This is a genomic window from Candidatus Amoebophilus asiaticus 5a2, assembly GCF_000020565.1.
GTDB lineage: Bacteria > Bacteroidota > Bacteroidia > Cytophagales > Amoebophilaceae > Amoebophilus > Amoebophilus asiaticus.
In genome coordinates, this window is record NC_010830.1 from 1,013,803 (window position 1) to 1,034,858 (window position 21,056).

Genomic DNA, 21,056 nt, shown 5'->3' on the forward strand with positions numbered 1-21,056 from the left:
TGTAAAGATAAATGTTACTTATTTGCGTAGTAAAGCATGCTTATTCTAGTAACTGCTTTTGCTTTTCTTCTTCTTGTAATACCCTTCTTAAAATTTTGCCTACATTAGATTTGGGTAACATATCTCTAAATTCAATATAACGAGGCACTTTATAATTTGTTAAACGTAACCTACAATAGTTTATTAACTCCTCTACAGTTAGCGATGGATCTTTTTTAACTACAAAAAGCTTGACTACTTCTTTACCACCTTCTTCCCACGTTCCAACAGCAGCAGCTTCTAATACTTTAGGACACATAAGGGCTATATTTTCTATTTCATTAGGGTATACGTTAAACCCAGATACGTTAATCATTTCCTTTTTTCTGTCCAATATTTTGACATATCCATCAGGAGTCATTGTAGCTATGTCGCCTGTTTGTAACCAACCTTCGTGGAATGCTTGCTCTGTTTCCTCTGGATTGTTCCAATAAGACTCCATAATTTGTGGCCCTTTTGCAAGCAAATGACCAGGCTGTCCAGGCTCTACTTCTTTATTGTTCTCATCTACTATTTTGATAAGGGTGCTAGGTAGCGGCACTCCTACTGTTCCTTTACGTTGACTGCCATTCGGTAAATTGCAGGTGAGACATGGTGATGCTTCTGTAAGTCCATAACCCTCTATAATTGGGATTCCTGTTAGTTTTTCCCATCTGTCTGCTACTGAATCTTGTAAGGCTACGCCCCCTGCAATGCTTACCTTTAAGCTAGAAAAATCAATAGAAGAGAAAGTAGGATGTGCTAATAAGGCATTAAATAATGTATTAACCCCTGTAAGGCAGGTAAATCGATGCTTGCGTAGTTCTTTAATAAAATTCTTAATGTTCCTAGGATTAGTAATAAGAATATTTTTAGCACCTAGATGAATAGGTGCTAGTAGGTTTACAGTTAAGGCAAAAATATGGTAAAGTGGAAGGGCAGTAATCATGACTTCTTTTCCTTCATCGAGCTTAAGTCGCATGAAAGTAAACATCTGCTCCATGTTGGCTATCATGTGTCTATGAGTTAATACCACTCCTTTAGAAATGCCCGTTGTGCCACCTGTATATTGGAGAAATGCAGGTTGTGTTGCAGATGGTGTTACCCGGTTAAATGATACTTTTGATCCTAAGTGTAATGCTTTATTAAAGCTTGTGACTTGCAGTGATTGAGGAAGTTTATAATCTGGTACTAATTTTTTAATATGTTTAACAGTAAAGTTGGTAAAAAACCCTTTGACCTTACCAAGTAAGTCTCCTACTTCAGTAACAATTACTGTTTTAACAGGAGTGTGTTGTACAATAGAAGCTAAATTATGGGCAAAATTAGATAATATGATAATTCCTTTGGTAGTTGCATTTTTAATTTGTTGTTCTAATTCATAAGCAGTATATAAAGGATTAACATTGACTACTACCATACCAGCACGTAGTGCACCAAGCATAGCTATAGGATATTGTAGTAAGTTAGGCAATTGAATAGCTATATGGTCTCCAGGTTTTAGGTTGGTGCAATTTTGTAGATAAGCTGCAAAATTTTGGGTTAATCGGTTTATTTCTGCATATGTTAAAACTTTGCCCATATTTTCTACCATGGGTAAGTTTTTATATTTTTCTAAAGCTTCTTCTAAAAATACGACCAAGGATTCGTAACGATCTGGATTAATCTGAAAAGGTACGGAAGATGGATAGTGTTGTAGCCAGGGATACATTTGCATAATTTTTACAATAAAATGGTTTTAGTACTGCTAATTTTACTTTGAATAGTAATTAGTATCATAGCAGGACTCTTGCACAACTTAAATCTTGTTCATAATTGCATATACGCTTATTGAACTTAATCCATATGTGCTTTAACTTAATCTCAAGTATAAATCAAATACTTCACAAGCTATTTTTCTATAGCAATCTATATTTTATTTAAACTTGGTAATTTCTTGGTTAGTTTATAGAGTCCTTTAGTTTTACAGCAAAAATAAACTTTAAATATATATTTAGCCGAAGTTGACGACAAATAAATAAAATAAATATCTAATTAAAGGTTGTTAATTAAGTTTATCAATAAGGGATATTATTCTCTAGAATATACTGTATAGCTGCCTGACGATCTTTTTCAAAGTCTAATATACCGTATTTAAGCCCTTGTGCTTTTAAATAACAGGCCCAACGTTTCCCATTAGCTGCCTCCTGGGTAATCCAACTTTTCAATAGGGCACGGTTTTCCTCATAACCAAAGTTACCCTTAGCAAGTCCCCGTATTTTTCGATGAATGGCTTTTTGATTGCCTTGTTCAACCAAAGAATCATTGAGAATTACAGCAGAACTTGGATTCTGCTCATATCCATAAAAACCATTAGCAAGTCCCCATGCTTTCAGATGAATAGCTTCTAGATTACCTTGTTCAACTAAAGAATCATTGAGAATTCTAGCAGAGCTTGGATTTAGCTCATAGCCATAGTCACCTGTAGCAAGTCCAATTATTTTCCGACGGATAGCTTCCTCATTACCTTGTTCAACCAAAGACTCATTGAAACTAGCAGCAGCTTGAGGGATATGCTCATATCCGTAAAAACCTCCAGTAAATCCATCCATTTTCCGATCAATAGCTCTCTCATTGCCTTGTTCAACCAAAGATTCAATGAGAATTTTAGCAGAGCTTGGATTCTGCTCATAGCCATAGCTACCTCCAGTAAGTCCCCGTATTTTTCGATGAATGGCTTTCTCATTGCCTTGTTCAACCAAAGAATCATTTAAGATAGCAGCAGCTTGAGGGTTATGCGTATAGCCATAAAAACCAGTATCAAGTCCCTGTATTTTCCGATCAATGGCTTTTAGGTTGCCTTGTGCCACATAATCATCTATCATTTCTGTCCTTGAGCTACAAATAGTACTAAGAGCCTGTTCATAATCTTTGTAGGCATATCCTTAGAAAAGCTAGCACTACCATTTGTAAGCTTGTCGATAATCTCCTTTCACAGTTCTTCCACAACCGTCGGCATTTTTCTAACCAGCCAAAGCTCCGCTCTACTATCCATCGCTTAGGTATTATCTTAAATTGATGCAATTCACTCCTTTTAGCCACTTCTACCTCCGCTCCTTGAAGCACTTCTTTTACTTGATTGGCAAATACTTTCCCTCTATAGCCTCCATCTACTAGCACCTTCTTTACCTTGGCTAATTGCTCTTTGTGCTCTGTTAGCATACTTATTGCTCCAGCTCTATCTGTTTCACTAGCCTTTGTGATACCTATCCCATGGGGTAAGCCTTGGCTGTCTACGGATATATGGCGCTTGATCCCGCTTATCTTTTTAGCTCCATCATACCCTTTCTCTTTAGCTGTATCTGTATTTTTTACACTCTGCGCATCTATTATAATCAGGCTTGTTTGGGCTTGTCTACCTGCTTGCTTTCCCAGGCAAGTAACCATGTTTCTTTAATGCTTCTTCTAGAAAGCTTAAGCCATTTTCTTGCTTCTCACTCCATATTTGAAAATAAGCATGTACCGTACGCCATTTAGGGAAATCTTTAGGCAACATCCTCCATTGACAGCCTGTCTTAAGCACATACAGTAAGGCAGAGAACACCTCCTATAGATCTACCTGGCGAGGTTTAGTTTTCTTGCGGGCTGTTTCCAAGATAGGGCGTATGATTTCAAATTGTTCTCTATTAATATTACTAGGATACGCTTGAATCATAGATAAGCTCCTTTTTTTATCAGGTTATTGGTCATTATCATGACTAATTTAATAGCTGCTAGTTTAATAAACAAAGATTTTGAACAGGCTCTTAGTTGAATTAATAAATCTTGATACATATCAAAGGGATGCTTTTCATTGAGCTTGTGCTTAAGTACTAAATGCTCAATAGTTGCAAGACCAGAAAGTGTGTTCACATACACCCGTAGCATATGCCTCTTAGCCTGTTCCTTGGTAGCATTACTAGCTGGGTAATCTCCATGCTTTTTTATCCGGATGATTCTCCATAAAGCTGGTTCTTCGCTTAATGCATACCAGCCACGACAGACTTGGCTTGCTTGTACAATATCTGTAACTGGTAAGTGACTAAACACTTGGAGCATAACCTCTGGCGGTACACTAATGCCTTGGAAGGAAAAGCCATTGTTGGTTGCTAATTGGTTTGCTCGATTTTCATCAGCAGGTTGTGTAGCAGTATTACAGGAAGCCAACAATAAGCCGCTTATAAGAATAAGAATAGATACTGGTTGAAACATATTCTACTAATTAAAAGGGTTAGTTACTATCAATACATGCTAGACCTTTACTTTATAACTAGTTCATGAACAAGATAGGATATCTTTTAATCAACTCCTTAATGTGGCAGTGTGAATTATTTATTTTTGAATTTAAAGAAAGTAAGTATTTGAATCTATTAGAAAAGCATAGCAAGCTCTTGGGTATATTTGTAAAATTAGGGCAACAGGGTATGGCCGCTATATATCAATAATTAATTTAGTTGGTAGAATAATAAGCAACGTAAAATATCTCTAACGCTTAAAGTCCATCAATTTTATTCTTCCTTTATTTCTTATTGTTTCTAAATAATTTAAGCAAGGAGTGCCGTTAGCTAAAATATATTGTATGTTACTCTTCCTTTCTTAGTGATTGTCTGCTTACTATATACTTTAAATGTATATATTGTTTATGCCGGCTACTAACTGCTGCCATTTTACAAAAATAATGAAGTGGCCTGTTTAAGCTATAAATTCTTTATTATTGTAATTCTAACACGAGAAAAGTGATTTAAATAATAAGATAATCATTGAATTTTAATTATATGCCGTTTGTTGTTACGTTAGCAGCAATAAAATCTATTAGCTTGCATGAACGCACTTAAAAAGTTGGCTAGTGATACAGCTATATATGGACTTAGCAGTATTATAGGTAGGGTGCTTAACTATCTGCTAGTACCATTTTATACTAGCTTGCTTTTGCCTGCTGAATATGGTATTGTTACCGAATTATATGCGTATGCTGCTTTTTTGAATATTATTTATGGCTATGGGATGGAAACAGCCTATTTTAGGTTTGCTACGCAAGGTTCTCCCATAGAGGTATTTAAACTTACCAGTAGCTTGTTAACTTTAAGTAGTCTATTATTTTCAAGCTTATTAGCATCTCTCGCTCCTCTCCTTAGTCGTTGGTTAGGCTATTCAGGCCATGAACATTATGTTTACTACTTGGCAGCTATTTTGGCTGTTGATACCATATTGTTGGTTCCTTTCGCACAGTTACGTTTTTCTAACCAATCATTTTTGTTTGCCCAAGCAAAATGTTTACAAATAGCCTTAAATATAATTTTTAATCTTTTGTTGCTGTATATACTTCCAGGAATCTATACAGGTAAGTTTTTGTACTCATTCAAGCCTTTCGTACAACTTATCTATAATCCAGCCAACCATATAGAATATATTTTCTTAGCTAATTTAATGGCTAATTTATGCGTGTTACCTATTTTGGGTAAGCCACTCATCCATTTTAAATTTAAAATAGATTGGCAAAAGCTAAGGCCTATGATTATATATGCTTTGCCTTTATTGGTTATGGGGTTAGCTGGAACTACCAACGAAATGCTGGCTAGGGCTTTGCTGAAGCATCTATTACCATCCAATTTTTATTCCGGACAGAGTAAGGAGGCAATAGTAGGTATTTTTGGAGCTTGCTATAAGCTTGCTGTCTTAATGTCGCTAGCAATCCAAGCCTTTCGTTATGCAGCTGAACCTTTTTTTTTCACACATGCACAAGACAAGCGCTCTCCTCAGCTTTTTAGTAAAATTATGCAAGGATATGTATTGGTCGCTTGCTTCATCTGGTTTGCTATTAGTGTTAACTTAGATATATTAGGTTATATATTTCTTAGAAACCCAGCATATCGGGCAGGCATTGAAATTGTTCCTTACCTTTGTCTAGCATACATATGGTTAGGCATCTATTATAATCTTTCAGTGTGGTTTAAGCTAGCTAACAAAACATATTATGGTAGTGTCATAACTCTTATAGGAGCAGGTATTACTATACTGTTGAATGTTTTATTAGTACCTTATTATGGGTATTGGGGTAGTGTATGGGCAACTGTAATCAGTTACCTAATTATGGCTGTAATTTGTTATTGTAAAGGACAGCAATACTACGCTGTTCCTTATAAGACTGGTTATGCACTATTTTTTATGCTAGTTACACTACTTTTGATAATAGTAATACGTCAAATACAGTATGCTACTTGGGCTTATGCTTTGGTTAGTAATATAGGGTTTACACTTGTATTCGGGCTGGTTATATATAGAGCTATGCGCAGATCTTTATAGAATATCTTTGCTGCAGCACTAAACGCCAGTAATTGGAACATGTTGACTATAAATTAAATATAGAAAATGGCAAAATCTTAAACTCTTAGTACTACTTCTTGTTATAAATCAGTTTCTAGTTTTATATAATTTCTTAGAAACCTTATAATTTTTACAAAAAGCCTTATAACTAATATATTAGGTTTATTATATTTCTTATATTCATTATTCTATTTAATTTTAACAACACAAAGTGACTATCCCTTTTTATAAATATCATGGTACTGGAAATGATTTTATTTTAGTCGATAATATAACTAATCCTAATGTAACCTGTCCACACGACCCAGAACTCATTAAAAGCTTGTGTCATCGTAAGTTTGGTATAGGCGCTGATGGTTTTATATTCCTTGAAAAAAGTGGATCGTATGATTTTGAGATGATATACTATAACTCTGATGCGAGCCAGAGTCTATGCGGTAATGGGAGTCGTTGTGCTGTACATTTGGCTAGCTATTTAGGAATTATTAATAATGTGGCAGACTTCTTGGCTATAGATGGTCCACACCAAGCTCGTATTCAAGACAATCTAGTTTATCTACAGTTGCATGATGTTTCTACTATACAAATGATGGGCAATGATTATTTTTTAAATACGGGGTCTCCTCATTATGTTCGTTTGGTTCAAAATTTGGTGGAAACAGATGTTATTGAGCTAGGTAAATCTATTAATGCCAGCCAATCATTTCAAAACACAGGAACAAATGTTAATTTTGTTCAATTAGAAGCAAATAATCAAATTTCGGTATGCACTTATGAGCGAGGCGTGAACGATGAAACGCTTTCCTGTGGAACAGGTGTTGTGGCTGCTGCACTTGTGGCTTCTCAAAAAGGATATACAAGCCCTGTTTATGTAGTAACAAAGGGTGGGGAGCTGCAAATAAGTTTTTGTAAACATAATACTGCTTTTAGTAATATCTGTTTAGTTGGTCCAGCTACTCAAGTATTCCAAGGGAAAATAACAATATAATATATAGCTAATCAATTAAAAGGAGCTCTTAAACCTACAAAACACAATAATATATGCTTAAACTCTTTACTAAGCTGTTTGGTACTAAATCTGAAAGGGACTTAAAGTCCATTCGCCCCTATGTGGAAAAGATTAATCTGGAATATGAGAAATTGGTATCTCTTACTAATGATGAGTTACGTAAAAAAACTGACTCCCTAAAACAATATATCAAAGTTGAGACACAAGAATTTATAGGAGAGCTTGAAATAAGAGAAAGGCAACTAGAAGCTACTACCCAGTTAACTCCAAAGGAAGTAGAAGATTTATACATACAAATCAGCCGTATTAAAGAGCAATATAATACGCAGCTAGAAAAAGTATTATTGGACATCTTGCCACAAGCATTTGCTATTGTAAAGGAAACAGCCAGAAGATTTAAAGAAAATGAACAGCTTATTGTAACAGCAACTGGTTATGATAGAGAGTTGGCTATTACAGAGAAACATATTGATATTGAAGGTGATCAAGCTATTTGGAAAAATCAGTGGGAAGTAACAGGGCATTTGCTTACCTGGGACATGGTACATTATGATGAGCAGCTCATAGGAGGTGTTATTTTGCACAAAGGTAAAATTGCAGAAATGGCGACAGGTGAGGGTAAAACGCTAGTTGCAACGCTACCTACATTTTTAAATGCATTGGTAGGAAAAGGTGTACATATTGTAACTGTTAATGAATACCTAGCTAAACGTGATGCTGCTTGGATGAAGCCTATTTATCAATTTCATGGATTTACTGTAGCGTGTATTGAAGAAACATCCCCTTATTCGGCAGCTAGAAGAGAAGCTTATCAGGCAGACATTACTTATGGTACCAACAATGAGTTTGGCTTTGATTACCTACGCGATAATATGGCTTCGCAACAAGAAGAGGTGGTACAGCGAGAACATCATTACGCCATTGTAGATGAGGTAGATTCTGTTTTAATCGATGATGCAAGGACACCCCTTATTATTTCAGGACCAGTTGAAAAAGGTAATGAGCAGGAATATATAACCTTTAATCCACGTATAAAGCGCCTTTATGAAGCACAAAAACAAATTGTAAACCAATTTTTACAAGAAGCTAAAAGCCAAATGGTGGCAGGAAAAAACGACGAAGCAGGATTGCCATTGTTTAGGGCTTATAGGGGGCTTCCTAAATACAAGCCACTTATTAAGTACTTGAGTGAGCCAGGAGTTAAGCAGTTGCTTCATAAGACAGAGAATTATTATATACAAGATAATTCTAGAATGATGCCAGAAGCAGACGAACCTCTTTTATTTACCATAGATGAAAAGCATAATACTGTAGAATTAACTGAAAAAGGGTTAGAATATATTACCCAGCAAGGAGAAGATCCTGACTTTTTTATTTTACCGGATACAGCTACTGCAGTAGGAGAAATAGAAAGTGATGCTGGTTTAGATAACCTTGAAAAAGAGCAAAAGAAACAAATACTCGCACAAGAATATGCTATCAAGTCGCAACGTATCCATGCAGTACAGCAACTTCTAAAAGCTTATGCACTCTTTGAAAAGGATATAGATTATATCCTAGTAGATGGTAAAGCAAAAATTGTAGATGAACAAACCGGACGAGTATTAGAAGGACGCCGTTATTCAGATGGCTTACACCAAGCTATAGAAGCAAAAGAAGAAATAAAGATTGAAAAAGCTTCTCAAACCTATGCTACCATTACTTTGCAAAACTATTTCCGGCTTTACCATAAGCTAGCAGGTATGACAGGTACAGCTGAAACAGAAGCAGGTGAATTTTACGATATTTATCATTTAGATGTAGTAGTAACACCTACGCATAAGCCTGTAGTCCGGGAAGATAAGGATGATAAAGTATATAAAACAGTCCGAGAAAAGTTTAATGCTATTATTGAAGAAATAACTGTATTGGCTAATCAAGGACGACCAGTGTTAGTAGGTACCACTTCCGTGGAAATTTCTGAATTGGTAAGTAAAATGCTTAATCTTCGAAAGATTAAACACCAAGTTCTTAATGCTAAACACCATCAGAAGGAAGCTGAAATTGTGGCTGAAGCTGGAAAGCCTGGAACTGTAACAATTGCTACTAATATGGCTGGTAGGGGAACAGACATTAAACTTAGCCCAGAAGCTAAAGCAGCAGGTGGCTTGGCTATTATTGGTACAGAAAGGCATGAATCTCGTAGGGTAGACAGACAGCTTAGAGGACGTGCTGGTAGGCAAGGGGATGTGGGTTCTTCCCAATTTTTTGTGTCTTTAGAAGATAGTCTTATGCGCCTATTTATTTCTGATAGGATTGCTAAAATTATGGATAGCTTAGGTCTTAAAGAAGGGGAGATGATACAGCATAGTATGATAACAAGATCCATAGAAAGGGCTCAGAAAAAGGTAGAGCAGAATAACTATGCTTACCGTAAGCGTTTGTTGGAGTATGATAATGAGCTTAATAAACAGCGAGAAATCATCTACAGACGTAGAAGAGATGCACTTTTGGGGCATAGGCTAGGCGCAGAGGTAAATGCTATGTTGTTTGAAGTAGCAAAGAGTTCAGTTATGCAACAAGGGGTAAAAGCAAATTATCATGTGCTAGCAACAAAATTCTCTTACATAACTGGTACGCTACCCCCCATCACAGAAGAGGAGTTCCACACCTACGATATACAAAAAATAACGGATATTATTTATCAGGCATTTTTATCTAGCTATATGAATAGACTGGCTGTATTTAAGGAACAAGGCATAGCTGTACAGATGAATCTACCAGATCATATAGCAGATATTAGAGCTGAATATTTATCCTTTAGCTTTTCAGATAGTGAAAGACGTTTAGAAGTACCAGTTAAAATAGCTGACTTTATGGATAATGCAGGAGAAGCTATTTTGAAATCGTTAGAGAGGGTGGCCATTATCTATTACTTAGATCGATATTGGCAAGAGCATTTACGTTACATGGATGAACTTAGGCACTCTGTACAAAATGCATCTTATGAACAGAAAGATCCGTTGCTTATATATAAATTTGAATCGTATGCTCTATTTTCTACTATGATTGCCCGGGCAAATGAATCAATTATTACCTACTTACTAAAAGCTAACTTATTGCTCTATAAGGCGAGCGACGAGAAGCCTAAGATGGTAGAGAAAAATAAAAGAATAGAACTAGAAGAAAGCAAACAAGATATTATAAGTTTACTGAGAGAAAGGGCTAGCAACTCTTCTGAAGAAATATTAAAACCTCAGCCTATTAAGTCTCAAAAGATAGCTAACAGAAATGAGCGAGTAACTGTGCAGTATGAAGATGGGACTATAAAAGAAAATGTTAAATTCAAAAGTGTAGAAGAAGATATAGCTAATGGAAAATGTATATTGCTTGAAACAAGATAAATGTAGTATGCCTATCCTAATTATTGATTATAAAATCACTGATTAAGTGTTATTAATACATAGGCTTTTCCAAAATATAAATAAAGGTATATGTACAGGTGCTTGAGTATATTTTTAGTATTATTATTCTTGCCGGCTAATATTTATGCTGCTAACAAGCAACGTGCCTTGCAAGCCTATACTGAAAACTTAGCTGCTTACCGTACCAAGTTTAATAATCCTATAAACACAGATCATAACGACTATGGTATACAAAAATTAAAATATAAGAAAAATTATAATTTTTCTTATGAGCATGATATTACCTTGCAACTTCATGAGCTGTTGGTAGATTTAAAAACTTTCCATGAGATGACTGAGGTAATATATGGATATACTATTCAGGCTTATACAGGAGCTAATCGACAAATGGCCTTTCAAATTAAAGATAAACTTTGTTCTTTATATCCACATTTACATGTAGAAATACAATATAAACAGCCAAATTTCTCTGTAAGAGTAGGAAGGTTTTTAGAGCGATTAGAGTCCTATCAATTATATATCAACATAAAAAAAGATTTTCCACAAGCTATTATAAGGTCTGCGGAATTTCCTAATAAAGTAGATGTCTTTGCACCTTTAGAACAGGAATGTCGTGCAGATACTATGCAAAATTTAGATAATAAACAGGAAGAGCTAATTAAAGAAGGTAATACTGAAAATATATCGCTTGGCATACTTCGAAAGTTAAAAAATGATGTCCAATAAAGTGCCTTTTATTTTTTTATATAACTTATTTTGTCTTTTTTAATAGGTAGATAGTATATTTGTTTTATAGGCTTTACCCCAAACTCGAGAAGAATACATATAATAAAGAATATCAATCACCATGAAAAATCTGTCGTATTTTATTCAAAAAACTATTGTAATCATATTATTAACAGGACCCTTAGCAGCTTGTGGTAACACTAAGCCTAGTAGTTCTAAACCAGGTAAGTTCAGTACGGCAACAGGTATGCGTTTTAACCAAGAGGGGGGATTTCAGGTAACTCCTTTTAAAAAACAAGCAGTAGGGCCTAGTATGGTATTTATAGAAGGTGGTACTACCACTATAGGTGTTTTTGGGGAAGATATAAAGAATAGCCCTAAAAAACGTGTTACTGTAACTTCTTTTTACCTCAAGGAAACTGAAGTAACCAACATAGAATGGCAAGAATACTTGCATGATCTAAAAGAAAATTATTCTGATGAAGAATACAAGGCTGCGCTCCCCAACGAACAAGTGTGGGTAAGTGATTTAGGACATAATGACCCTTATGTGTATAATTATAGTAGAGAGCCTGGTTTCTACTTTTATCCTGTAGTGGGTGTAAGCTGGACTCAAGCTAAAAAATATTGTGACTGGCTTACAGAAAAACTTAATGCACAGCAAGCAGATAAATCTCAAAGTGCACAAAATTTACAAGATCCAGGTAATCAAAATGCAGAGGACACAGAAGATAAAACAGCTGCTATGGGTTATAGATTGCCAACAGAAGCAGAATGGGAATATGCTGCACTGGCTATGGTAGGTACTCAAGATTTAGATTTTGTACAGTCTACCCAACGTGTATATCCTTGGGGCGACGGTCTTTCTTTAAGAGGTAAAGAAGACGAGTGGAAAGGTAAATATTTAGCCAACTTTAAACGTTCTCCAGGCAACTATAAAGGATTACCAGGGGAAAGTAATAGTAGTGCACCTACTACTCCTGTTTATCATTACCCTGCTAATGATTTTGGATTATATGACATGGGCGGTAATGTAAGTGAATGGGTAAGCGATATTTATAGGCCTATATCTTTTCAAGACCTGGATGATTTCAATCCTATTAGGCGTGATGATACATTAGATCCAGAAAGAGATTATGATCAAAATAATTCTTTAATTAACAACAGAGCCAGAGTTTATAAAGGAGCCTCTTGGAAAGATTGTGCACATTGGGCAAAAGTAGGTACTAGAAGATTTTTAGACCAAGATTCTTCAACCGCAACGATTGGCTTTAGATACGCAATGAGTAGTATGGGAGGGGATGAATAATAACAAGAATAACGATAGAAAGACCTATGAATGAATAATGAGGCAAGAGGATTTTTTAAAATCCTCTTGCCTCAAATTGTTTTAGAGAATTAGAAAAGTTAAACTTATTCAATAATAATTTTATATAAAGCAGTGCACTAAAACCTTGAGTAAGTATATATAAAATACTTAACTTCTAGAAGAATACAACACTGTGTTATATGATCAAAAAAATCATCCTAATAGGGCCGAGTTACAATTTATTTTAGATAGATAATTACTACAGGTATTCTAAATTCTAATTTTATCTATTATACCAGTTCTAAAAATATAAAGTGAATACTTTTTATGAGTGAATTAAATATGCTGGTAAATATTTTGTTGAAGAAGTGGGCAATTTACAAAACAGATACTATATAAATAACAGGCCTAAAGAAGCTCTGGTTATAGATTGTCTCAATAAAGTATGAATCATCGTACATGCATAAGTCTAGCTTTAGCTTGTTAGGGGATGGCAAGCATGTGTATTTTTAAGAAGAAATACTTATATCAACAAAAGGCTTGTGGATTGGCTAATTAGCTTAGTTGAACTATGCTAATGTTAACTATAGGTCTATTTCCAAAGAAGAATGGATATGAGTTGCCTCATTATTTGTGCTTGTCTTGTAAATAATGCTTTAAAATGGTATGCTTACTGAGAATAATAGTACGTGCCAACTTAAAATAGGACTAAGACGCATCAAGAAAGCATATATTATGTCAATCCTTACATAAATCCATAATTACGCTAATAGTAGTAAATATCACTTAGACATGTGCGCTTCTATAAGTGACGCTATATTTAAATGTCTTAAGTATTCTGAATTCTTAGCTATATCTAGAGCAGTATCCCCATACTCATCCTTTAAATTAACATTGATGTCTGGATGCTGTAATAATAATTCTACGGTACTAACAAGGCCTTGTATTACTGCTTCCATTAAAAAAGTTCTACCATACTTGTTTTGTATATATAACCTAAGTTGCTAGTAATAGATAAGGCAAAGAGTAAAAAACCTCCGATCTTGTTTTTGTCTTAAACCAATAAATCGGAGGTCATTATGATTGAAAAATCAATAGCAATATACTCATTTATTGATACTTTACTCAAGTATTTACATCATCAAGAAGATAAAAAAAGGAAGTTGTCGGATGCAGAAGTACTCACAACAGCTATCATCTCAGCCTTATACTTTGGCGGACATCTTGACAAAGCTCGATCGTTTATGCATTCCACTAAGCTTATCCCTAACATGCTCGATAAAAGTAGGTACAATCGCCGCTTGCATGCTATAGGAGAAGAGATAACTTCGCTCTTTTTAGAAATAGGCACTTTATCAAGCAAGTAGCCACTTGTAAGGACTTTGTATTGGATTCATTTCCTGTGCCTGTGTGCGATAACATACGTATTAGCAGATGTAAACTATTACAAAGTGAAGCTTACAGAGGCTACAAAGCCTCTATGCGCCGTTACTTTTATGGCATTAAAGTGCAGCTTATTACTACTGATTGTGGTATTCCGGTCGAATTCTCAATAGTAGCTGGCAGCCAAGCGGATGTAAAAGGATTGCACCAACTGCCCTTTTCTATGCCTGCTGGTAGTGCACTTTATGCTGACTCGGCTTATACTAACTACCATCTAGAAGATATGTTGGCTGATGATAGGATTAAGCTTTATTCTCAGCGTAAATCTAATGCTCATCGAAAGGATACGCCTTCTCTGGCTTATCTCAAAGAGCGCATGCGAAAAGTGATAGAGACCAGCATTAGTGGCATTAAAGGCCTTTTCTTAAGGAAGATTCATGCTGTTACCTTCCAAGGCTTTCTGATCAAAATACTCTTGTTCTTGCTAGCTTTTCAAATCAACAAAGCTTTTCTTAACTAGCAACTTAGGTTATTTACATTAACTGTTTTATTTGCTAATAGTACCTTGATTGTAGGTACATGGTGGTAATATCTGATTGCTTTCATTAATAGTTGTTCCAATACTTTAAGTCCCTCTTCATTGGTTATATTTAGCATACTAAGAGGAGCATTATTAATAAGTATATTGGTGAAATTAGTTTTTTCAATTCAACAGCTCTTTGCAGCGTTGCAGTATCTAATGGTGCACCTTTTTTAAGTAGTAGTGATACTATTGCTTGATGGTGTGGATTAGTATCTTCGCATGACGACATAGTGTAAAATAATTCATAAATATAAGGTTCTTTATTCCAATCAATAGTCTTTTTTTCGGCTATTTATTTAAGAATATTGTATAAAGCTGAAACTCTAAGCTTGTTATTATAAATACTATCTAGCATTTCTTGGGTGACATCGTGGTCTTGAATGTTAACTGGACAATTGTTGCCTGAGGAAGGGTTTCTATTACATTTACATTGTAATGAAGGGGAAGGTATTAATATTGCTAAAAAATAGGCAAAATATCTATCTATGTTTGGGAAAATTTTCATATATGAGTTTTCTTTTGGGTTAGTAAATTTATTCAAAATTAACCAAGCCACTTGGAGTTATATATACCAAAATAATTTTTAAATTAGACCTGCTGCGAAACAACTGTTATAAAAAAACAGAGGAGTATTTTTCACAATTTAGAGAACACAAAAAATAAAAATAGGCATTTAAAGTATAAAAAAGGCAGGTTGATTTTTTGTAGATAGTAAATTTATCTCTCAAAAATCCAATAGTTTTATCAATTTTCTGTTTCGCAGCGGCTCTACTGTACTATAACTATATATTAGTAAAATGATTGTAAGGTTACTTTGTTGAATTATTGCTTGCTAGAAAAGTATATAATAACTCAAATTATTGAACAAATTTAATATCTAATGTATTGATGCTGCTAACCAGCGAGATAGCCTTTTCCTTTGAATTCTTTCCAACAATCTAAAGCCTTGTTTTTTTGTATTGTGTGATCTACTATGGGGTGAGGGTAATCTTTCCCAATTATTACATTATACTCTTCTTGTAAAGTAATGGGCATTTCCCAAGGCTGGTGAATATATTTGGTTGGTAAATCTTTTAGCTCAGGAACATATTTTCTAATATATTTCCCTTCTGAGTCAAATTTTTTTCCTTGTGTAATAGGATTAAATATGCGAAAATAAGGAGATGCATCCGTACCACAACCGGCTACCCATTGCCAACTATTGGCATTGTTGGCAGGGTCTGCATCTACTAAAGTGTCTATAAACCATGCCTGTCCAAATTGCCAATTAATTAATAAGTCTTTTATTAAAAATGAAGCGACTATCATCCGTAGTCGGTTTGGCATCCAGCCTTCTAGCCAAAGCTGGCGCATACCAGCATCAATAATAGGAAAGCCAGTGGTACCTTTTTGCCATTTTTCTAAAAGGCTTAGATTATTTTCATAAGGGAAGTCCTGAAATCGCTTGTTCAGTGGAACTTCTTGCATGGATGGGTGATGATACAGTAGATAATAAGAGAATTCTCGCCAGCCTATTTCTTTCAAAAAAGTATTCCCATCTTGTTGGATAGTTGGGTCTCTTTCCATAGTATGAATGACTTCATTAAATATTTTCTTAGCGCTTATTTGTCCCCATCTAAGATAAGGGGATAGCTGGGAGCTAAAGCTGGGTGATGCAATAAGATCTCGGTTATTATTATAGCCTGCTAAGGAATTCTTAAGAAATATAGCTAGCTTATTTAAAGCAGCTAATTCAGATAGATGCCAATGGTTGGCTAACTTTCTTGTCCAAGCTGCTTGGCTATGTCCCCACTTCCAATCGCTTAAATCATCAGAATTAATGGGTTGGTTATAGCCATTAAAGATGTGATCAGGCGCTGGTAGGTCAGCTTCTATGGTTTTGGTTAAACAAGTTTTCCAAAAAGGTGTAAAGATTTGAAAGCTATTTCCTTGTTGGTTTTTTATGTTGGCTGGTTCAAATAAGAGGTGGGTATTAAAAAACTTTATGGTTATACCATCTCGATTGAGCTCCTCATAAATCCTTTCATCTATTTCCCTTTCTAATTTTGTGTAGCGTTTTCCTAAATAAATCTTGTTGGCATTGGTTTCTTGTAACAGTTGTTGAAGAACTCTTACGCTATCTCCTGTCCTAAGAATAAGCTCAATATTATAGGCTGATTTCCACTGTTGCTTAAATGCTCGTATAGACTGGTATAGCCACCATTGGCTGGCTTCTCCTAATCGCTCAATAACTTTAGGATCATTAATAAAAATAGGAATGATAGGCTGGGTATGTTGGAGCACTTCAAGTAGTAAAGGCTGGTCATGGAAACGTAAGTTTTGATAAAAAACCAGTATAATTGGCTGTTGCTGCATATTCTTTATATTTAAATGCTAACAGCTGAATTAATAAAATTTCTTGCCTTTACACAATTATCACAGTTCATTTTTCCAGCTATAGACAATACTTATTTTTTTATAGCCAGGTATCAATATTAGAGAGCTGCTTTATACATTGTAAAGGCTGAGCTGTTAAGGCTTAAAAAACAAATAAGAGATAAAGATATATTATATGAGGGTGTGAGTGTAGCCCGTAGGGGAATCGAACCCCTGTTACCAGGATGAAAACCTGGCGTCCTAACCCCTAGACGAACGGGCCTCAGTTGTCTTTAACCGAAAAACAAAAACAAATATACTTTGCAAATATAAATGCTTGCTTGTCTTTTTGCAAGTAATAATCTAATTATTTGCTGTACTTTTTAATTGTTTAGAATAGCTTATAAATGTCTAAGAGCCTGTTCATAATCTTTGTTTAATAAGCTATCAGCTATTACATTAGTCAGGATAATGATCGATAACCTGATAAAAAAGGAGCTTATCTATGACTCAAGGGTATCCTAGCAATATTAATAGAGAACAATTCGAAGTTATACGCCCTATTTTGGAATCAGCCGGCAAGAAAACTAAACCTCGCCAGGTAGATCCATAGGAGGTGTTCTCTAGCTTACTGTATCTGCTCAAGACAGGCTGCCAATAGAGAATGTTGCCTAAAGATTTTCCTAAATGGTGTACGATACATGCTTATTTTCAGGTATGGAGTAAAAAGCAAGAAAATGGCTTAAGATTTCTAGAAGAAGCGTTAAAAAGACATGGTTACTCGCCTGAGGAAGCAATCAGGTAGCCAAGCCCAAATAAGCTTGATTATAGTAGGTGCACAAAGTGTAAAAAATACAGATACAGCTAAAGAGAAAGGCTATGATGGAGCTAAAAAGCTAAGGGGGATCAAGCGCCATATAGCCCTAGATAGCCAAGGCTTACCCCATGGGATAGGTATCACAAAGGTTAATGAAACAGATAGAGCTGGAGCAATAAGTATGCTAACAGAGCACAAAGAGCAATTAGCTAAGGTAAAGAAGGTGCTAGTAGATGGAGGCTATAGAGGGAAAGTATTTGCCAATCAAGTAAAAGAAGTGCTTCAAGGAGCGGAGGTAGAAGTGGCTAAAAGGAGTGAATTGCATCAATTTAAGATAATACCTAAGCGATGGATAGTAGAGCGGAGCTTTGGCTGGTTAGAAAAATGCCGACGGTTGTGGAAGAACTGTGAAAGGAGATTATCGACAAGCTTACAAATGGTAGTGCTAGCTTTTCTAAGGATATGCCTACAAAGATTATGAACAGGCTCTTAAGTCCTATTTATATTATAGATAATATTTAGCACTTGTATGAGTTTCATTACTTTTCGTTATTCTTGGTTGGTAGTACTTTGTAGGTATTGGTTGGTTTAACTTGCCCATTAGAATTAGCTAATGCATCTATGCTAGTATCTATTTCTCCTCTGCCTGCACTAAGTATCATACCTAGAGAGATACCTGTAAACATAAGGGAAGTACCTCCCATACTAATAAAAGGTAACTGTAACCCTGTTACAGGACCTAGCCCTACGGCTATTCCCATATTTACCAGTGCTTGCATACTTATTAAAAAGCTTAAGCCTGCTGATAATAAGCCTGCATAAAATTTAGCTTTGTCAGCTATGGGTTTAATACCTCTGTACAGTAAGATAAGGTACAATAACATAACGGCTATGCCGCCTATAAGTCCGTATTCTTCTACCAAAATAGCATAGATAAAATCTGAGTAAGAATAAGGTAAAAAGTTACGTTGCGTACTTTTTCCAGGTCCTTTTCCATACAACCCACCTGTGGCAATGGCAATATAAGCTTGTTCTGTTTGAAAAGGTATTTCTTGCTGTTTAAAAGCATGGATACGACTTAATGCTGTTTTGCCTCGCTGGCCTACTAATAAAGCTAATCCTGTTATAAGCATTGCTGACAATCCAAGAATAACCAGGTATTTGATAGGTATTCGGCCGAAATACATGAGTAGAATACAAATAAAAAAAAGTAGGATGGCACCTGATAAGTTGGTTAATGCAATCAGTCCACAGATAGTTCCACACCAACCTAGAATAGATATCAGTACTTTATTAATATCTGCTATGTGAGCTTGGTTTTTTGCTAGTATGCTTGCTATACGTACAATTAGCGCTAATTGAGCTAAATCTGATGGTTGAAAAGCTCTGTTAATAATAGGAATGGTGAGCCAGCGAGACGCCTCATTAACTTTAATACCATACCTCCAAGTTATTAGCAAAAGCGGTACTGAAATCCAAAGGCTTATTCTAGCAATACCTGCATAATATCGATAATCGATACGATGTGCCACCCACATGGCTCCTAGACTGACCAACATCAAAGAAGTATGTTTTAATAAATAGTATTCTGTATTTCCTTGCATTTTTCGATATGCTAAGGAGCTAGCAGCACTATAAACTACTAGAATGCTTAAAATAGCCAGTAAAAAGGTTATTCCCCATATAACAGGATCTCCTTTAAGGTTATCTTTAAGCCATCTATTAATAACCATGGGTGTTTAATTTATTGAAGTTAAAAGTTGTTGTACTGCATACCTAAACTGTTCTCCTCTATCTTCAAAATTTTTAAATAAATCAAAGCTAGCACAAGCAGGTGACAATAGCACTATATCTTGTGGTTTTGCTAGGGTATATGCTAGGCTTACTGCTTCCTGCATAACTTGTGTTTCATAAATAGGAATATTGGATTCCTTAAAAGCTTTGCAGATAGTTTGATTATCTTTTCCTAAGCAAATGAGTGCTTTTACAGAATTTTTTACTATTGGTTTTAGTACATTATAATCATTCCCTTTATCATAGCCACCTGCTATCCAGATAATCGGACTTGTAAAGCTTTCTAGAGCTACGGCAGCTGATTCTACATTGGTGGCTTTAGAATCATTATAAAAACTTACTTGATTAACGTTAGCAATCCATTCCATGCGGTGAGGTAGCCCTTTAAAAGTTCTTAGCCCATCTAAGATAGAAGCGTAAGAGAGGCCTAATAGACTAGCTATCGAGATAGCAGCCATAGTATTATATATATTATGCTTGCCTAGCAGGGGTAAGGTTTGGGTAGGTAGTTGAAAATTGTAGTTGTCTCCTACAAAATGAAGATGGTTATTTTCTACATAAGCACCGTGATGGGTCGATTGGGTCAAAGAAATAGGATAGAGTTGAGGTAAATTAGTAGTTTGTTTAACAAGGTACTCACGTATGTTAGTATCATCTTGATTATAAATAAAATACCCCTCTTTAATCATATTACGTAATATCCTAAACTTAGCGGCTATATAATTATTTAGTTGATTGTCATAACGATCTAAATGATCAGGTGTAATATTGAGTATACAAGCTATATCTGCTTTAAAGGTCTGTAGATGTTCTAATTGAAAACTGCTGAGCTCTAGTACATAATAATTATGCTCTTCTAATAAAACTTTTCTTGCAAAACTTGTCCCTATATTTCCTGCTATACCTACATTTAGTCCACCTGCTTTCAGTAAATGATAAGCTAAATGGGTGGTTGTAGATTTACCGTTTGAGCCAGTTATGGCAATAAGCGAAGCCTTTGTATAGCGACTCGCAAACTCTACTTCGTCTATGATAGGTATACTTGCTTCTTGAAGTGCTTGTATGATAGCTATATGATTAGGGATACCAGGGCTTTTAATAACTTCATCGGCAATTTTTATCTTATCCCAGGTATGTTTGCACTCCTCAAATTCAATTTTATGGTCTAATAGCTGCTGTTTATAGCCTTTTGTAATTATGTTTTTATCTGAGACAAATACTTGATAGCCTTTTGCTTGTGCCAATAGAGCAGCTCCTGTTCCACTTTCCCCTGCTCCTAAAACGACTAACTTTTTCATATTATCTATGTTGATATA

13 protein-coding genes, 1 tRNA gene and 3 pseudogenes are annotated in these 21,056 nt (G+C 35.3%); 8 read left to right on the forward strand and 9 right to left on the reverse strand.

The genetic code is table 11. From position 1 onward, the window contains the following. Positions 1-40 precede the first annotated feature (40 nt). The 4 genes and pseudogenes from AASI_RS04105 to AASI_RS04125 form a co-directional block, all read right to left on the reverse strand. Positions 41-1,735, reverse strand: a complete 1,695-nt coding sequence (locus AASI_RS04105) for an AMP-binding protein (protein WP_012472945.1) — start codon at positions 1,733-1,735, stop codon at positions 41-43. A 340-nt stretch (positions 1,736-2,075) separates the two neighbouring features. Continuing rightward, entirely contained in the window at positions 2,076-2,882 is an 807-nt protein-coding gene (locus AASI_RS04110) for a hypothetical protein (RefSeq protein WP_012472946.1), read from the reverse strand. A 37-nt stretch (positions 2,883-2,919) separates the two neighbouring features. Next, a pseudogene (locus AASI_RS04115) lies at positions 2,920-3,712 on the reverse strand (IS5 family transposase). Next, on the reverse strand, positions 3,709-4,248 hold the full coding sequence (locus AASI_RS04125; RefSeq protein ID WP_012472948.1) for an F-box protein: 540 nt from the start codon (positions 4,246-4,248) through the stop codon (positions 3,709-3,711). The pseudogene AASI_RS04115 and the gene AASI_RS04125 overlap by 4 nt, the downstream one beginning before the upstream one ends. Positions 4,249-4,313: 65 nt before the next feature. On the opposite strand from AASI_RS04125, the gene AASI_RS08805 reads away from it, so the two are divergent. The 6 genes from AASI_RS08805 to gldJ all read left to right on the forward strand — a co-directional run bounded on the left by AASI_RS08805 (position 4,314) and on the right by gldJ (position 12,808). Further along, on the forward strand, positions 4,314-4,481 hold the full coding sequence (locus AASI_RS08805; RefSeq protein WP_187146235.1) for a hypothetical protein: 168 nt from the start codon (positions 4,314-4,316) through the stop codon (positions 4,479-4,481). Positions 4,482-4,857: 376 nt separating this feature from the next. Then, positions 4,858-6,339, forward strand: a complete 1,482-nt coding sequence (locus AASI_RS04130) for a lipopolysaccharide biosynthesis protein (protein ID WP_012472949.1) — start codon at positions 4,858-4,860, stop codon at positions 6,337-6,339. A 232-nt stretch (positions 6,340-6,571) separates the two neighbouring features. Further along, positions 6,572-7,348 (forward strand): diaminopimelate epimerase, encoded by a 777-nt coding sequence (dapF, locus tag AASI_RS04135; protein ID WP_012472950.1) that lies wholly within the window; start codon positions 6,572-6,574, stop codon positions 7,346-7,348. Positions 7,349-7,401: 53 nt separating this feature from the next. Next, complete coding sequence (secA, locus tag AASI_RS04140; protein WP_012472951.1) at positions 7,402-10,752, forward strand: preprotein translocase subunit SecA; 3,351 nt, start codon at positions 7,402-7,404, stop codon at positions 10,750-10,752. A gap of 129 nt (positions 10,753-10,881) precedes the next feature. Then, positions 10,882-11,499: a hypothetical protein gene (locus tag AASI_RS07655; protein ID WP_148204951.1), complete on the forward strand. Its 618-nt coding sequence runs from the start codon at positions 10,882-10,884 to the stop codon at positions 11,497-11,499. Between the two features lie 121 nt (positions 11,500-11,620). Then, positions 11,621-12,808: a gliding motility lipoprotein GldJ gene (gene gldJ / locus AASI_RS04150; RefSeq protein ID WP_012472953.1), complete on the forward strand. Its 1,188-nt coding sequence runs from the start codon at positions 11,621-11,623 to the stop codon at positions 12,806-12,808. A gap of 782 nt (positions 12,809-13,590) precedes the next feature. On the opposite strand, the gene AASI_RS08615 is transcribed toward gldJ, so the two are convergent. Beyond that, positions 13,591-13,797, reverse strand: coding sequence for an ankyrin repeat domain-containing protein (locus AASI_RS08615; RefSeq protein WP_262481546.1), 207 nt, complete (start codon positions 13,795-13,797; stop codon positions 13,591-13,593). Between the two features lie 90 nt (positions 13,798-13,887). On the opposite strand from AASI_RS08615, the pseudogene AASI_RS04155 reads away from it, so the two are divergent. Beyond that, positions 13,888-14,711 (forward strand): annotated as a pseudogene (locus tag AASI_RS04155) (IS982-like element ISCaa5 family transposase). Positions 14,712-15,668: 957 nt separating this feature from the next. Here the strand turns inward: AASI_RS04155 and AASI_RS04160 are convergent. Together AASI_RS04160 and AASI_RS04165 are read right to left on the reverse strand one after the other, a co-directional pair. Next, complete coding sequence (locus tag AASI_RS04160) at positions 15,669-17,129, reverse strand: cryptochrome/photolyase family protein (RefSeq protein ID WP_012472957.1); 1,461 nt, start codon at positions 17,127-17,129, stop codon at positions 15,669-15,671. 211 nt (positions 17,130-17,340) lie between these two features. Then, positions 17,341-17,412, reverse strand: a tRNA-Glu gene (locus tag AASI_RS04165). Between the two features lie 222 nt (positions 17,413-17,634). Here AASI_RS04165 and AASI_RS04175 point away from each other — a divergent pair. After that, positions 17,635-18,427, forward strand: a pseudogene (locus tag AASI_RS04175) (IS5 family transposase). Positions 18,428-18,485: 58 nt separating this feature from the next. Here the strand turns inward: AASI_RS04175 and AASI_RS04180 are convergent. Beyond that, complete coding sequence (locus AASI_RS04180; RefSeq protein ID WP_012472958.1) at positions 18,486-19,679, reverse strand: FtsW/RodA/SpoVE family cell cycle protein; 1,194 nt, start codon at positions 19,677-19,679, stop codon at positions 18,486-18,488. Positions 19,680-19,685: 6 nt separating this feature from the next. Beyond that, positions 19,686-21,038 (reverse strand): UDP-N-acetylmuramoyl-L-alanine--D-glutamate ligase, encoded by a 1,353-nt coding sequence (gene murD / locus AASI_RS04185; RefSeq protein WP_012472959.1) that lies wholly within the window; start codon positions 21,036-21,038, stop codon positions 19,686-19,688. Positions 21,039-21,056: the final 18 nt, after the last annotated feature.

What these genes read in the sequence shown, in the direction of transcription:
- AASI_RS08805 (WP_187146235.1), top strand. Translation starts at nt 4,314, where the DNA reads ATGAACAAGATAGGATATCTTTTAATCAACTCCTTAATGTGGCAGTGT.
- AASI_RS04180 (WP_012472958.1), bottom strand. Translation starts at nt 19,679, where the DNA reads ATGGTTATTAATAGATGGCTTAAAGATAACCTTAAAGGAGATCCTGTT.
- AASI_RS04110 (WP_012472946.1), bottom strand. Translation starts at nt 2,882, where the DNA reads ATGATAGATGATTATGTGGCACAAGGCAACCTAAAAGCCATTGATCGG.
- secA (WP_012472951.1), top strand. Translation starts at nt 7,402, where the DNA reads ATGCTTAAACTCTTTACTAAGCTGTTTGGTACTAAATCTGAAAGGGAC.
- AASI_RS04160 (WP_012472957.1), bottom strand. Translation starts at nt 17,129, where the DNA reads ATGCAGCAACAGCCAATTATACTGGTTTTTTATCAAAACTTACGTTTC.
- AASI_RS04125 (WP_012472948.1), bottom strand. Translation starts at nt 4,248, where the DNA reads ATGTTTCAACCAGTATCTATTCTTATTCTTATAAGCGGCTTATTGTTG.
- AASI_RS04105 (WP_012472945.1), bottom strand. Translation starts at nt 1,735, where the DNA reads ATGCAAATGTATCCCTGGCTACAACACTATCCATCTTCCGTACCTTTT.
- murD (WP_012472959.1), bottom strand. Translation starts at nt 21,038, where the DNA reads ATGAAAAAGTTAGTCGTTTTAGGAGCAGGGGAAAGTGGAACAGGAGCT.
- gldJ (WP_012472953.1), top strand. Translation starts at nt 11,621, where the DNA reads ATGAAAAATCTGTCGTATTTTATTCAAAAAACTATTGTAATCATATTA.
- AASI_RS04130 (WP_012472949.1), top strand. Translation starts at nt 4,858, where the DNA reads ATGAACGCACTTAAAAAGTTGGCTAGTGATACAGCTATATATGGACTT.